13 protein-coding genes and 1 tRNA gene are annotated in these 13,979 nt (G+C 66.2%); 3 read left to right on the plus strand and 11 right to left on the minus strand.

Features of this window, described 5'->3' with window-relative positions; translation table 11 throughout:
• From AC1M0F_RS10080 to AC1M0F_RS10105, 6 genes are read right to left on the minus strand one after another with little or no spacing between them, the layout of a single operon-like run.
• Entirely contained in the window at window positions 1–801 is an 801-nt protein-coding gene (locus AC1M0F_RS10080) for a glycosyltransferase family 2 protein (protein WP_480238093.1), read from the minus strand.
• Window positions 798–2,111, minus strand: a complete 1,314-nt coding sequence (locus tag AC1M0F_RS10085; RefSeq protein ID WP_480238094.1) for a hypothetical protein — start codon at window positions 2,109–2,111, stop codon at window positions 798–800. The genes AC1M0F_RS10080 and AC1M0F_RS10085 overlap by 4 nt, the downstream gene beginning before the upstream one ends.
• Entirely contained in the window at window positions 2,108–3,214 is a 1,107-nt protein-coding gene (locus AC1M0F_RS10090; protein ID WP_480238095.1) for a glycosyltransferase, read from the minus strand. Before AC1M0F_RS10090 ends, AC1M0F_RS10085 begins: the two co-directional genes overlap by 4 nt.
• Window positions 3,211–4,056: a WecB/TagA/CpsF family glycosyltransferase gene (locus tag AC1M0F_RS10095; protein WP_480238096.1), complete on the minus strand. Its 846-nt coding sequence runs from the start codon at window positions 4,054–4,056 to the stop codon at window positions 3,211–3,213. The genes AC1M0F_RS10090 and AC1M0F_RS10095 overlap by 4 nt, the downstream gene beginning before the upstream one ends.
• A complete protein-coding gene (locus AC1M0F_RS10100) occupies window positions 4,049–5,251 on the minus strand; it encodes a glycosyltransferase (protein ID WP_480238097.1) in 1,203 nt (400 codons plus the stop codon). The genes AC1M0F_RS10095 and AC1M0F_RS10100 overlap by 8 nt, the downstream gene beginning before the upstream one ends.
• Window positions 5,248–6,648, minus strand: a complete 1,401-nt coding sequence (locus AC1M0F_RS10105) for a tyrosine-protein kinase domain-containing protein (protein ID WP_480238098.1) — start codon at window positions 6,646–6,648, stop codon at window positions 5,248–5,250. The genes AC1M0F_RS10100 and AC1M0F_RS10105 overlap by 4 nt, the downstream gene beginning before the upstream one ends.
• 175 nt (window positions 6,649–6,823) lie before the next feature.
• On the opposite strand from AC1M0F_RS10105, the gene AC1M0F_RS10110 reads away from it, so the two are divergent.
• Window positions 6,824–7,705 (plus strand): oxidoreductase, encoded by an 882-nt coding sequence (locus AC1M0F_RS10110; RefSeq protein ID WP_480238099.1) that lies wholly within the window; start codon window positions 6,824–6,826, stop codon window positions 7,703–7,705.
• An 81-nt stretch (window positions 7,706–7,786) separates the two neighbouring features.
• Here the strand turns inward: AC1M0F_RS10110 and AC1M0F_RS10115 are convergent, their stop codons facing one another.
• The 3 genes from AC1M0F_RS10115 to AC1M0F_RS10125 all read right to left on the minus strand — a co-directional run bounded on the left by AC1M0F_RS10115 (window position 7,787) and on the right by AC1M0F_RS10125 (window position 9,506).
• Window positions 7,787–8,272 carry a hypothetical protein gene (locus AC1M0F_RS10115; RefSeq protein WP_480238100.1) on the minus strand — a complete coding sequence of 162 codons (486 nt, stop codon included), beginning with the start codon at window positions 8,270–8,272 and terminating at the stop codon, window positions 7,787–7,789.
• 164 nt (window positions 8,273–8,436) lie between these two features.
• Window positions 8,437–8,518: transfer RNA gene (locus AC1M0F_RS10120), tRNA-Tyr, on the minus strand.
• 85 nt (window positions 8,519–8,603) lie between these two features.
• Complete coding sequence (locus tag AC1M0F_RS10125; RefSeq protein WP_480238101.1) at window positions 8,604–9,506, minus strand: PfkB family carbohydrate kinase; 903 nt, start codon at window positions 9,504–9,506, stop codon at window positions 8,604–8,606.
• Between the two features lie 120 nt (window positions 9,507–9,626).
• On the opposite strand from AC1M0F_RS10125, the gene AC1M0F_RS10130 reads away from it, so the two are divergent.
• Entirely contained in the window at window positions 9,627–10,643 is a 1,017-nt protein-coding gene (locus AC1M0F_RS10130) for a LacI family DNA-binding transcriptional regulator (protein WP_480238102.1), read from the plus strand.
• A 19-nt stretch (window positions 10,644–10,662) separates the two neighbouring features.
• Here the strand turns inward: AC1M0F_RS10130 and AC1M0F_RS10135 are convergent, their stop codons facing one another.
• Window positions 10,663–11,049 carry an SHOCT domain-containing protein gene (locus AC1M0F_RS10135; protein ID WP_480238103.1) on the minus strand — a complete coding sequence of 129 codons (387 nt, stop codon included), beginning with the start codon at window positions 11,047–11,049 and terminating at the stop codon, window positions 10,663–10,665.
• 135 nt (window positions 11,050–11,184) lie between these two features.
• Window positions 11,185–12,840 (minus strand): SulP family inorganic anion transporter, encoded by a 1,656-nt coding sequence (locus AC1M0F_RS10140; protein ID WP_480238104.1) that lies wholly within the window; start codon window positions 12,838–12,840, stop codon window positions 11,185–11,187.
• Between the two features lie 161 nt (window positions 12,841–13,001).
• Here AC1M0F_RS10140 and AC1M0F_RS10145 point away from each other — a divergent pair, with 161 nt between their 5' ends.
• Window positions 13,002–13,970, plus strand: coding sequence for a formylglycine-generating enzyme family protein (locus tag AC1M0F_RS10145; protein ID WP_480238105.1), 969 nt, complete (start codon window positions 13,002–13,004; stop codon window positions 13,968–13,970).
• Window positions 13,971–13,979 lie beyond the last annotated feature (9 nt).

Here is a 13,979-nt window from a genome sequence, read left to right on the forward strand (position 1 = left end):
TCAGCGCCTCCCTCTGCCGGCGAACGCAGCACCCCGCCTGCGAAGCTCACGGAAGCAGGCGATCGAGTACGCCGCCCCGAGATCGACGACCCTCGAACCGAGAACCGGAACGCCGTTGTGAACACGCATGCGGTGCCACAGCCGTTCCCGCGTGAGGAAGCTGCTTTGCGAGTGGACGCCCCCGAGCAGAAAATCGGCCATGAACCGGACCCAGGTGACCGGTTCCGCGACGGCGGCAGCACGGATCGCAAGCTCCTGGTCTGCGGCGAAGCCGAATCGATCGTCGAAGCCGCCCACGCGCCGGATCAGGTCACGGCTGATGTAGGTGGCAGGCCACGGCGCGAACCGAAATCCGAGCTGCAGACGCCGACGGCGGAACGGTGACTGGAGGGATCCGGAAACCACCTCGCCATCCGCGGCGACGTACCGGACTGCGCCGTAGCCCCACTCCCAGTTCCCGCGCGCCCATTCCCGCGATACGAACCCCAGGACCCCGGGGTCGGTGAAGCAATCGCCGGAGTTGAGGAACACCAAGAGCTCCCCCGTCGCCAGGGCGATGCCTTTGTTCATGGCGTCGAATATCCCCGCGTCCGCCTCAGAGACGAAGTGGGCGCCGGCGGTGGACGCGACATAGTCAGCCAGCAATTCGCGGGAACCATCGATGGATCCGCCATCGATGACCCAATGCTCACAATTGCTGCCCACCTGCTCACGCACGCTCGACAGGGTCTTCTTCAGCCCCTCGAGGTCGTTGAGCGTCACCGTGATCACGGTGATCTTCGGCTGGGGCCTCGCGCTCATGTGTACTCCTCCAGCCGTTCGTGCCACGGATCGCGCCGTCGTTGGGCCTCACGAGGCAACCAGGCGATCACCGCGAGGGTGGCGGCGAGCGGCGCCAGGGCGAGCGGGCTGAACAGAAGATCCCACGCGGCGCCGATCATCAACACCGCGACGGCGGCCATCACCGGCGTGCTCAACCGGAGGGAGTCGAGAGACAGCAGCGTCTTCACGATGAGAACGACGACGACCGCCACCAGTGCGAAACCGAGAATGCCGTAGGTCCCCCAGAAGGACCACAACACCGAGTGGAACGACACCTCTCCCGATCGGAAGTATCCGGAGACTGTTCCCGAGTCCTGCAGGGCGCTGTTCGAGAACGGCATCGCCCGAACTGCCGTCGACCAGTCCGTCGACGATGGGGACACCCCCAACCCGATTCCGAACGGATGCCGCTCGGCGAGCGACCATGCAGCGGCCCACTCCGGTCGCGCGCCGAGCAGAAGGTTGCCTGTCACATTCGCCTGCTCCACGGTGCGTCGTTGCACCGCCTCGCCGAGGACCCCTTCGGTGGCCAGAAGGGACAGCAGCCAGGCGAAAGCAAGAACCCCGGCACCCAGTGCGATCCCCACGAGCACCCGCGAACGCCTGGGTCTTCCCGGCTTCTCTCGTGAGGTGCGCAGGACATAGATGACGACCGCTGCTGCGACCAGCACCTGGACCCAGGAGCGATACGAGAAGTACGTCGAGATCAGCACCAGGATCGCGAGCGCGGTCACGTTGAACACGGGTCCGCCACGGCTGACGAGGCTCAGTACGAGCACGCTCACGGGGAGGGCAAGGCCATATTTCCACGGGTTCTCCGCGAATCCCCCGCTCATGAACGGTGTCGACACGATGAGTCCAGCGGCCCACAGAATGAGGAACCGGTTCAGTCCGAGGACGGTGAGCGCCCATTGCGCTGTCGCCGCTGCCAGCACGAGTCCCACCAGAACGGATGCCTGGTAGATCGCGGTTCCCTGGCTGAAGTATCTGCCGGGGTCCGCCTTCAGTCCCGGTTCGATCAGAAGGGCGCCACCGGCAAGCGCAAGGCCTGCCAGGATCGTCACCACGATTCCCCACCGCGACGACAACCAGGGGCGAAGCGTCACGGGAAAGGCGATCAGAGCCAGGGCCACGCCGAACGAGATGTTCGCGGAGAACGGTGTGCGTAAGGCGAGGAGAAGCGTGACGGCGATGGCATAGACGAATGTCACGGTCGATGGCCTGCCGGCAACGCCGGAAACCGTGAGTCCGGGGGCTGGGGCGTTCCAGGATCCGATGACGGCGCTCATCGGATCGCCGCCCTGGATACCGCTTCAGCCACCAGATCGCCGCCGGTCTCGCTCGAGAAGCGTCTCAACCACTCATCGATGACGGGGAAGGGAAGCGAACGGGCCTCCAACACTGCGAGCGCGTACGCGGGAACGGAATCCGTTGACGCGAGGACGGCGGTGATCCCCGGGATGCAGGCGTCTGCCACCCCGAGCGCCCGCGAGGAGACGACGGCGGGGATCGAGGCAGCGGCCGCCTCGACGAGCACATTGCCGAAACCCTCCACCTTGGACGGCATCAACAACACGGAGCGTGGCGCGACGCGGTCGTACCACCGATCTGCCCAGCCATGGAAGGTGATCGGCACGCCCAACGACCGGGCCAGTGTTCGCATGTCGTCCTCGAGCGGGCCGGCCCCGAAGACATCGAGCGCGACAGGGACTGAATGGTCGCGAGCGAGAGTGGCCGCGACCTGCACCGCGGTCAGCGGTCTCTTCTCAGGCGAGAGCCGCCCGGCGAATACCAGCCGCAACGTCGCATCCGACTCAGCGACCGGAACCGGCAGTCGGCGCGTCCCGCTCGAATCCGACACGGGGTTGACGACCACCCACAGGCGGGAAGAGTCGAGCCCGTACAGCGCAGCCATCTCCGCGGCAACAGGGTGGGACACGGCGATCCACGACCCCGCTCGCCGGTAAAGCAGTTTGGCGAGAGCCAGCTGGAATCTGGTCGAGCGGCTTGCTGTCGCCCGCTGAGGTACATGCAGTGTGTGGTCGCTGATGGTCACGCTGGGCCGGATGGGCGCAGGAAGGGTGGCGGCGACGATCAGCGCGACGAGGTTCCAGTACGGCATCACTGACAGGACCGCATCGACAGGGGTGTCGCGGAGTGCTCGCCGCACTCGGGGTACTGAACCCACGAAACTGCGCAGTCGACTGCTCACATCCGCGACCTCGAGGTTGGCCGTGGCCAGGTCGTCTTCCGACGGGTTGGTGAGCAGAACGCGTACCCGGTATCCCCTCGCCTGCAGGGCGGACGCCCACCTCGAGGCCACGTGCTCCGCGCCGCCGCCGGAGAGACTGGGGGCCAGGATCGCCACGGTTTCCGGCCCTGGAGCCTTCACGGCAGGTCCTCGCGTGCCAGACGAATGCTCCGCCGTTCGTGCAAGAGGATCGACCGGCAGACGACAGCCAGAAATGCGGGCCCTTTCACGAGATATCGCGTCCCCAGCCGCTTCGGCTCCTGAGCAAGCCGCCACAACCATTCCGCTCCGAGGCGTCGAAGGACGGAGGGTGCTCGACGCGCCGTTCCTGCGGCGAAATCAACTGCGGCGCCTGCACCGATGTACACGCCCGGCGGAAGCATCGAGCGCCAGTGCGTGAACCACATCTCCTGTTTCGGTGCCCCGAGGCACAGGAAGACGATGTCCGCGGAAATATTGCACAGTTCGTCCACGACCTCTTTGGATCTCGGGTCGTCCACGACGGAGAGGTAGGGGAAGGGTACGCTCACCACCTTCGCGCCCGGGTGCGCCTCCTGCAGTCGCGCGACGGCCAGGCCGCTCACACCCGCGCTGCCTCCGGCGATCGCCACCGTCCACCCCTCACGTTCCGACTCGCTCACAAGGAAGGGCAACAGGTCGGCGCCGGTGTGCCGATGCACCCCGGTTGCGCCGAGGAGCCGCGCAAGCATCGTCAGCGGAGCCCCGTCGATGAGCCGTAGCCCTGCGTCCCGATACGCCCCGCGGAATTTCGGATCCCTGTCGAGATCGATTGTCTGATCGACGTTCGGTGTGACGACCAGCACCGGCTGAGCCATGTTCCGCATCACCCGGATGCGCTCCAGCAGCACCGCAGGCGATCGCCAGAACAGCGGCTCTCCTGCCAGGGTCAGGCTGCCGTCCGCGTGCACACGCAACCTGGTGAGCGTGGTGGCGGAGTCCGTCCTCAGCTTGAAGTCAGTCATCGCTCGGCCAATCGGCGTAGATCTGACCGACGACAGCGGGGGCACTCAGCGATGTGACGGTGTCCCGAACGGCAGACCTGCTGATCGCCCCGGAGGATGCGACACGATCTGCGATCTCGCTCGGATCGCGGCCGGTCACGTAGCCGGTGCTCTCGTTCACCACGAGCCCTCCGGTGTCAGAGCCCTGTGTCACGACCGGCACGAGTCCGGCAACCATCGCCTCGACCAGGACACAGGGGAAGCCCTCGTATCCGGGATGCGACGTCATGAGGAACACACCGCTTCGCGCCAGCGTCTCTGCGACTTCAGCCGGTTCGACCCGGCCACGGACCTGCACCCGGTTCCGGAGCTCGGCCGGCATCTGCTCAACACGCTCACGCAGGGCGGCCAGGCGCGTTCCTGATCCCAGCATCTCGAGCGACCAATCCCGTTCGGGATGCGCAGCGCTGAGCTTTTCGAACACATCGATCGCCAGGGCAGGGTCCTTCGGAGCTTCCAGCCGGCCGACCCAGACGATCCTGTCCGCGTCCCGGTCGCGACGACCCGCGACGACCAGGTCGGGGTCGAACCAGGTCGGCGAGAATCGAGTCCGCGGATTCCAGCTGCGAATCGTCTCCGCGTAAGCCTCGTTGAAGACGGTGACGGTTTTCGCCTTGTGCACGACGCTCTTCTCGAGTCGTCCGTGTGCGTCGTGGAACAGCCGCCACAGGGAGTCGGACGTGTCGCCGGTGAGGCCGTTCCTCTGGGTGTGGACGAAATAGCCCTGAGGTACTCGCACAAGGAAACGCAGCGCAAGGGCGACATCCATTCGGTGCGCCTCAACCATCCGTCGTTCAGGAAGCCGCGTTCGGTACCGGAGAAGTCCAGCCATCAGCCGGATCGAATGCGGGACCTTCCTCGAGAGATCTGCGGGATCCAGGCGTACGACCGGAAGGAACCACACGAAACGGTCGCCGAACTGGTGTCGCTCCCACCGGCCCAGGCGGCGAGTCGATGGGCCCGCCCCGGTGTCCACGCCCACGATCGCCAGCCTCAGGCCCTCAGGGGAATACCGGCAGATGCCACGCAGGATGGTGTCGATCCCCCCTGGGGACGGGCGTGCAGGGTCGAACTGATGGACGATGATCCGCTCCACCGCGTCGGGTCCGGACGGGCGTCCAGGTGCCCGTGCCGTGGGATCGGCTGAGACCGTCATTTTCGGAGCTTCACGCGCTTGACGGTTGTGGTGTCCGGCTCGTACCCGTATGTGCCGTAGCCCAGTTCGTATCCGGCATTCGACCCCTTGGTCGGCAGCATCGTCAGAACGATCCCCGACACCGGCGCACCGACGTTTGCCAGGGCGGCCAGGGCGCCCCTGAGCTGGTTCTTGTGGGTTCGACCAGCCGCGACGACCATGATCGTGCCGCCGACCTTCTTGGCGAGAATGGCCGCGTCGGTGACCGGCAACAGCGGCGGCGAATCGAAGAGAACCACGTCGAAGCTCTCGTTGAGCTCGGCGATGAGCTGCGACATCCGTGTCGAACCCAACAGTTCGCTGGGGTTCGGCGGTACGTGGCCGGCGGGAAGAACGAAGAGCCCTGCCATTCCCCACGGCTGCATGACGTCCCGCAGCTCCGCTCGCCCGATCAGCACGTCGGTGAGCCCGATGGCACCTTCCAGGCCCATGTAGTCGGCGACCGTCGGCCTGCGGAGGTCGGCATCGACCAGGAGCACTCGAAAACCGGCATCAGCGAGGGCAATGGCGAGGTTGGCGCCGGTCGTACTTTTTCCTTCGCTCTGGATGGAGGAGGTGATGACGAAGCTGCGTTCTGCCCGCGCCACTTCCAGAAACGACAGATTCGTCCGCAACGTGCGGAACGACTCGGCACGGCGACTCTGCGGGTCAGCGTGCACGGTAAGAGGGTTGTCCCTGGCGTTCGGGTCGAATCCGATGCCGCCGAGCACGGCGACATCGGTGACCTGCTTGAGATCGTTTTCGTTTCGGATCCGCGTTTCGAGCGTCTCACGCAGAATGGCGATCAGGATCCCGATGATCAACCCGGCGGCAGCACCCAGGGCGAGGTAGAGCGGGATGTTCGGACTCGCTGGCCTCAGCGGCACCGTCGCTTCCTGGGCACGCGTCAGCTTCACCGGCGAAATGGCCTCATCCAGCGCCGGAGTTTCGACGTCCTGGACCACCGCCGCAAGGTTCTGTGACGCGGAGTTCGCGATGGCCGCAGCACGTTCAGCGTCCGTGTCGTTCACGGTGATGGCAATGATCGACGTGTCCAGAGGCGCAGAAGCCACGATCCGCGTCGCCAGGAGTTCCGGCGACATGTCCAGGTCGAGCTGACGTATCACCGGCAGCAGGACGAGGGGTGTGGACACGAGGTCGGAATAGGTTCTCACCCTCTGCACGCTGAACGCATTGCCCTGTACGAGGTCGGAAACCGTGCCGGCGGATTGCGTCGAAACGAAGACCTTCGCGGTCGCGCTGTACGACGGGGTCTGGACCAACGTGACGGCGGTCGCCGCGCCAACGCCAAGGAGGAGCGAGGCGACGACGATCCACCAGCCTTTGCGCAATACGCGGAAATAATCGCGAAGATCCAAGACTCGGCCAATCTCCCGCGCACTTATCGGGGTGGTGCGCGAGGTATCAGTCATGGTGCCATAGTTGGTTCCGCCACGCTGCTGTTGCGAGAAAAAGCCTCTCCCCCAACCCGGGGGGTATTGCCAGAACGCGCCTCCCCGACGACGGAGCTGATCCGCGACTACATTGGGCGATATGAGCACATGGACCGCCGCCGACATCACCCCGCAAAACGGCCGCACCGTGATCGTGACGGGAGCGAACAGCGGGCTCGGGCGGGCAACGAGCGCGGCACTCGCCGCGGCGGGAGCCCGCGTGGTGATGGCCGTTCGCGACGTGACCCGTGGCGAGGAGGCGGCCGCCGCAATCCCAGGGCCCATCGAGGTCCGCCAGCTCGACCTCGCCGATCTGGCGTCGATCCGCGCCTTCGCCGATGGGTGGGACGGGACGATCGACATCCTCATCAACAACGCCGGTGTGATGGCGATCCCGGAGGCCAGGACGAAGGACGGCTTCGAGATGCAGTTCGGCACCAACCACCTCGGCCACTTCGCCCTCACAAACCTCCTGCTCACGCGGATCACCGATCGCGTGGTGACCGTCTCGTCCACCGTTCACAGGACAGGGTCCATCGACCTCTCCGACCTCAACTGGGAGAGGAGAACGTATAAGCCCTGGGCGGCATACGCCCAGTCGAAGCTGGCGAACCTGTTGTTCACCCTCGAGCTCCAGCGCCGACTGCAGGGAACCGGATCTCCGCTACGCGCCGTTGCCGCGCACCCCGGCTGGGCGTCGACGAACCTGCAGAGCGGGCCGGCGACAAACGCCGTGTTGAAGCGGCTCAGCAGCCTCGGCAATCGACTCTTCGCCCAGTCGCCGGAGATGGGCGCGTTGCCGACCCTCTTCGCCGCGACGCAGGACCTACCAGGCGCCAGCTACGTCGGCCCCGACGGACGGATGGAGCAGCACGGCCACCCCACACTGGTCGGACGCACCGCGCTCGCGAGTGACGCGACGCTCGCCGCAGAGTTGTGGACGGCATCCGAGACCCTCACCGGCGTGCGCTACCCACTGTGAGCCGTCGAGAGTGCAGCGGTGACTCGAACCTGGCTCGTTTTCAGACCACTACTGCTGTCTCGGCGAGACACGCGCGGCTCGCTACGGTACGACCCAGTGTGTGACGTCGATCCAGATGTTCGCTGAGGCCGCCGTGATCGTGTTCGGGTTCACGGGTATTTTCGAGGTGCCCTGGTACATGTACAGGTACGCGTGGGCAAGGCCGACGCTTGTCCCCATCCTTACGTTCGCCTTCGCCAGGGTTTCGTCCGGTGTTGCCGTGAAACTGCCGACGTAGGCCGCCGGTGTCTCGAAGGTGATCTTCAGGGCCTTGTTCTTGTAGTTCTCGACTGATGCGATCCCGTGGGACACATGCATCGCATCATTGATGGCGAGCCATTTCCCGGTGGCGCTGTCGCGTCGGATGGCGCCGAACACCTTCGTTTGAACGAGGTCCGTCGGCGGAGCGGCGACGACGGCCGTGGAAGGGGCTGGGGCTGCCTGAGACGCTTGGACGGCCGGGGAGATGAGCAGGGTCGCCGCAACCGCGAGGGATGCGACGAAAGCTGATTGGCGGAGATTCTTCATTGTGTTTGCAGCATACTGGCCCGCGGGGTGGCGCCAGTCCCGTCCGTGGGCGATGGCATCCACAGTGCAGCAGAGGCTCCAACGGGGCTCCCTGTGGAGCCTCTGCTGCAGTCTCGGCAGGGGAACGAAAAAGGGAGCCCGCGTGGACTCCCTTTTTAACAGCGTGGCGAGTGAGGGATTCGAACCCCCGAATGCTGAGCAGTCTGATTTACAGTCAGATCCCTTTGGCCGCTTGGGTAACTCGCCAGACGCACTCGACCGACTTGTACAGACAACCGAAGGCGCGTGAAAATAGTACCCTTGCCGGTCGTCTTCCGGAAATCGGCCGCCCTCAGGCCCCTGCGACCGGCGGCAACTGCAACAGCGCGCCCTCGTGGCGGCAGGTCAGCGCCGCGATGAGCATGGCGTCGTCGAGGAGCTTTCCCCATCCGGCGTCGTCGGCGGGCACACCGTCGAGGAGGATCGTGCGCACTGCGGCCGCGAGTGTCGCGTCACCGGCGCCCATCGTGTCGATGACCGGCTCCTGCAGAGGAACGATCGGTCTCGACACCGTTCCCGCGGACGTCGAGACGGATGCCCCGTCGCGGCCGGCCGTGGCGAGCACGGTCGCGGTGCCCGCCTGGTGCAGCAGGTCGACGAGGTGCGGCAGATCGGTGCCGTAGAGCAGTTCGGCATCCTCGTCCCCGACCTTGCACAGCAGAGCGGTGGCACCGATGCGCTCGAAGTTCGCGACGAAGCGATCGAGGTCGTTCATCATCCCGCTCCGCGGATTCGGGTCGATCACGAGCCGGCGGCCGGGATTGGCCACGGATTCCTCCAGCCCGGCAGACTGCTCGTCGTCGTCGAACGGGAAGCAGCTCACGACGACGAGTCTGGCGTCGGCGATGGCGAGCCTCTCGTCGTCGCCGAACACGATCCGGCGCCGCTGTGCGGCCTGGTTGAAGCTGTACCTGGGTTCTCCTGCGCTGCGGTCGCTGACCGCACGCGATGAGCCGAGGAGACCGGGGGTTGCGATCAGTTCGACACCGTACTGGTCGAGGAAGGCGCGGATGCTCCTGCCGTCCGCATCGTCTCCGACCATCGCGATGAGGGTGGTAGGCACGCCGAGCCTGGCGAGACCGACCGCGACGTTGAGCGCGGCGCCGCCGACGAATTCGCGGCTCCCGGCGGCATCCGTGAGCTCGTCGATCAGTGCGTCTCCGATCACGATCACGCGGTCATCGTCCCTGTGCATGCAGTGCCCTTTCGTCCGTTCCGAGCGTCCCACACCGGCTCGGCTTGCGCCACTGCCGGGGAGCATCCGCGCGCGTCGCTATGCTGGCCACTGGCATCCACGCTCACAAAAAGGGGTCCCATGGCGGGCATCGAAGAGGTCGCGCGTCGCGCAGGCGTCTCAACGGCGACGGTATCGCGCGCGCTCAGCGGGCGCGGCTACGTCTCCGACGCGACCAGGCTCAAAGTCGCCCAGGCTGCGAGTGAGCTGGACTACGTCGTCTCGTCGAACGCCTCCAGCCTCGCGTCCGGCAGGACCCGCAACGTCGGTGTCGTCGTTCCGTTCCTCAACCACTGGTTCTTCGCTTCGGTCATCGAAGGTGCTGAGAGCGCTCTACTCCGGCTGGGCTACGACCTCACGTTGTACAACCTCACCGGGGGCGGAGAGGAACGCAAGAGCGTGTTCGACCACTTCCTGCTGCGGCAGCGGGTTGACGCCGTCATCGCCATCGGCCTCGAACTGACCGAGGACGAAGTGTCGAGTCTCCACGCCATGGGCAAACCGCTGATCGGCGTCGGTGGGCCCATCGCCGGTGTGTTCAGCCTCACCATGGACGACGTCTCGGTGGCCAGGCTGGCCACCGAACACCTCATCGGCCTCGGGCACACCCGGATCGCGCACATCGGCGGCGGGCAGGAATTCGACCTGGACTTCCATCTGCCGTCCAACCGTCGGATCGGCTACGAGGGTGCACTGCAGGATGCCGGGGTGCAGGTCGACGAGACGCTCTTCCGTCCCGCGGACTTCACCCTCCCCGGCGGGTACGAGGCAGCCAAGCAGCTGCTCGGCAGTCCCCATAACCGGCCGACGGCGATCTTCGCCTCGTCCGATGAAATGGCGATCGGCAGCATCCTCGCCGCACGCGACCTTGGCCTGCACGTTCCGCACGACGTCTCGGTTGTCGGCATCGACGACCACCAGCTCTCGACGTTCTTCGGGCTGACGACGGTCGCGCAATTCCCCCGACGCCAGGGAGAGCAGGCCGTCGAGGCCCTGATGCAACTCCTGGAACCCGCGACGACCGTTCCTTCGAGCGCAGACGTCCCTCTGCCGTACGAACTCATCGTGCGGTCGTCGACAGCACGGCCCCCGCAGTAGCGGAGGCCGCGGTCGCGTCTCAGGCCAGGGCTCTGGCCTTGAGAGCGGCGAACTCTTCGGGAGAGATGGCGCCAGATTCGAGGAGGCTCTGAGCCTTCGCTATCTCGTCTGCTGAACTGGTCGACGCGACGGAGCGGATGTATGCGTCGGTCTCCTTGCGCGCGTCTGCGGCGCTGCGCATCGACCGCTCGCTCATGCCCTTGCCGCGCGCGATCACGTAGACGAGCAGTGCCAGGATCGGCAGGAAAATGAGGAAGATGAGCCAGAGAGCCTTCCCCCATCCGTTGAGCGTGTGGTCACGGAAGATGTCGCCGATGACGCTGAACAGGGCGAAGAAGTACGCCATGAGCACGTAGATCCAGAAGAACCAGACGAACACGCTCCAGAAGCTATCCCACAGTTCCATTTCTCCCCACTCCTCCGACGGGATCGAGGTCCGTCGAGAAGAAACCTATTCCCATACCGCGCACAGAATGCCTGACCGGTCCGAACTTCACCCCATCCGGGTGGCATCCGTCGTGGATCGCATCCGTGTGCGCTCTCACGCCTTTTCGGCCGGTCCGCCTGGGCCGCTGAGCTCGTGCACGGCGAGACGATTCGTGCTGTACATCACGGCGTCGCCGACGAGGTCGAAGTGCCTCAGCTGCGCCTCGAGATCGGGTCGGACGCGGCTGTACGCGACGCTGATGCCCTGGTCTCTGAGCCAGGCGAGCGTCGAGGTGGCGGACTCCGCTCCGGTCACGTCGAGGTCGGTGACGGCCTCCATGTCGAGGACGAAATTCCGCACCTGGCCGGCCCCCGCCGCCGCCACGGCCTTGCGCACCGAATCCTCGAAGACGCCGGCGTTGGCGAAGAACAGTGGGGCGGCGAAGCGCATGATCACAAGCCCGGGTGCGCTCACCGAGACGTCGGGTGCCACGGGCAGGAGCGAATGACGCGGCGAGTCGTCGCCGCCGAGCACGTCGATAGCCGGGTTCGCTGCCCGCCGCGCCAGGTCGATGAGGGACAGGACGAACGCCACGACGATACCGGCGATCGGGCCGAGGAGAAGGGCGCCGGCGAAGCACGCGGCGCCGACGACGAACTCCGACCGGCGGAGTCTCCACAGCGAGGCGAATTCGCGGATCCCCAACAGGGGAAGGATGGCGACGAACACGATCGCCCCGATGGCCGAAGACGGAATGTCTTCGAGCAGCGCCGTTCCGAACAGGACGAGGAGGAGCGTGCCGACGGCGGCGACGAGAGAGGGCAGTTGGGTCCGCGAGCCCGCCTGGTCCATCGCCGCCGTCCGCGAGGTGGATGATCCGACCGCGAACCCTCCGGACATCCCTGCGGCCACATTGCTCGCACCGAATGCCATCAGGTCGCGGTTCGGGGTGGTCGGGTAGCCGCGCTTCTCGCCGTAGCTGCGTGAGACAAGGAGCCCCTCGGCCATCGTCACCATGGCCAGGGCGATGGCTGAGGGGATCAGCTGGAGCCAGGTCGTCCACTGGAGAATCGGCCAGGTGAGTGTCGGGGGTCCTGCGTCGACCGGCCCGAGGACCGCGACGTCCATCGCCTCAAGCCCTGCGACGACGACCAGGATCGTGGACAGGATGAGGACGACGAGAGCCCATGGCACCGCGCGGGCGATCCGCCTGCCGACGATGAGCACGACGAGCGAGCCAGCCGCAATCACGATGGACCAGCCGTTCGCGGCAGGAAGTCCGCCGACGAGTGCGACGACCTTGCCGATGAACTCCTCACCACTGTCGATCTTCACCCCGAGCATCTTCGCGACCTGCGACACCATGATGTCGAGGGCAAGCCCCCCGACGAACCCGATGAGGATCGGCTTGCTGAGGAAGTTGGCGAGGAACCCGAGTTTGAAGACGGAAGCGAGAACGAGCAGCACACCGCAGATGATCGCCTGGGCCAGCGCCAGTGTGACGTAGTTCGCGCTGCCGGCGACCGCGAGACCGCCCAGGGACGACGCCACGAGTGCTGCAGCGGCGGCGTCGGGTGAGGCGACGAGCTGGCGGGACGAGACGATGAGCGCGTACACGACGGCCGGGAGAATGAGGGCGTACAGTCCGGCGGTCGGCGGCAGCCCAGCGATCTGGGCGTACCCGATGTTGAGCGGGACCGCGATCGCCAGCAGAGTGACGCCCGCGAGCACCTCTGTCGTGACGTTCCGTCGGGTCAGTCCCTGGAGCACTACCGCCTGCTTCCTCACCGGATCGCGGACCGGTCGGGACCACAATAAATAGCCACGGCACCAGTGCGCCCCATCTGTTCGGGGTGAGAGTCGCCCGTCCAGGACCACGCGGTCGGGCGGGGTCCTAGCGGTGACGAGGATCGTTGGCTTAGGCTCTCGACATGCTGGCCACGTCGTCGATGATCCGCCTGTCCGGTGGCAGGTTCCGCATGGGGTCGAACGCGTTCTACCCCGAGGAATCGCCTGAGCACATCACCGACGTCGCCGCATTCGATCTCGACAGGCATCCGGTGACCAACGCCCAGTTCGCGGCGTTCGTCGCGGACACCGGCCACGTGACGGTGGCGGAGCGGGCGCTCGACCCCGTCGACTTCCCCGGCGTACCTGTGGAGGCTCTCATCCCCGGCGCTCTCGTCTTCACGCAGACACCCGGCCCGGTCGACCTCGGGAACTGGCGCCAGTGGTGGTCGTGGGAGCCGGGCGCCCAGTGGCGGCATCCGTTCGGGCCGGAGTCCGACCTCACAGGCAAGGATGACCACCCCGTCGTCCATATCGCGTTCGAGGATGCCTCCGCGTACGCCGCATGGGCAGGGAAACGACTGCCCACGGAGACAGAGTGGGAGTTCGCCGCGCGGGGCGGCAGTGACGATGCCACGCCGTACGCCTGGGGCCGGGAGCCCCGCGTCGACGGCGCGTTGATGGCGAACACGTGGCAGGGTCGGTTCCCTTATCTGAACACCGGTGCAGACGGATGGGTGGGAACCTCCCCTGTGGGGTCGTTCCCGGCGAACCCCTTCGGATTCTCCGACCTGATCGGCAACGTGTGGGAGTGGACGAGCTCGTACTTCCTGCCACGGCACGAGGTCCCGTCGAGCGACACTTGTGCGGACCTTCTCGCAATGAGCACTGCGGACGAGGGGTGCGGGTGCGGTTGCAGCCCTGGCGACGACGCCCGTCGCACCAGGAGCATGGAGCCGGGGTCTCGCATCCCGCGCCGGGCGTTGAAGGGCGGGTCCCACCTCTGTGCTCCCGAATACTGCCTGCGCTACCGCCCGGCCGCTCGCTCCCCACAGGCGGACGACACGGCAACGACGCACATCGGGTTCCGGTGCGCCCGGGATGCCGGCTGACCCTCGCAC

It is taken from the genome of Mycetocola sp. Y719 (genome assembly GCF_056713205.1).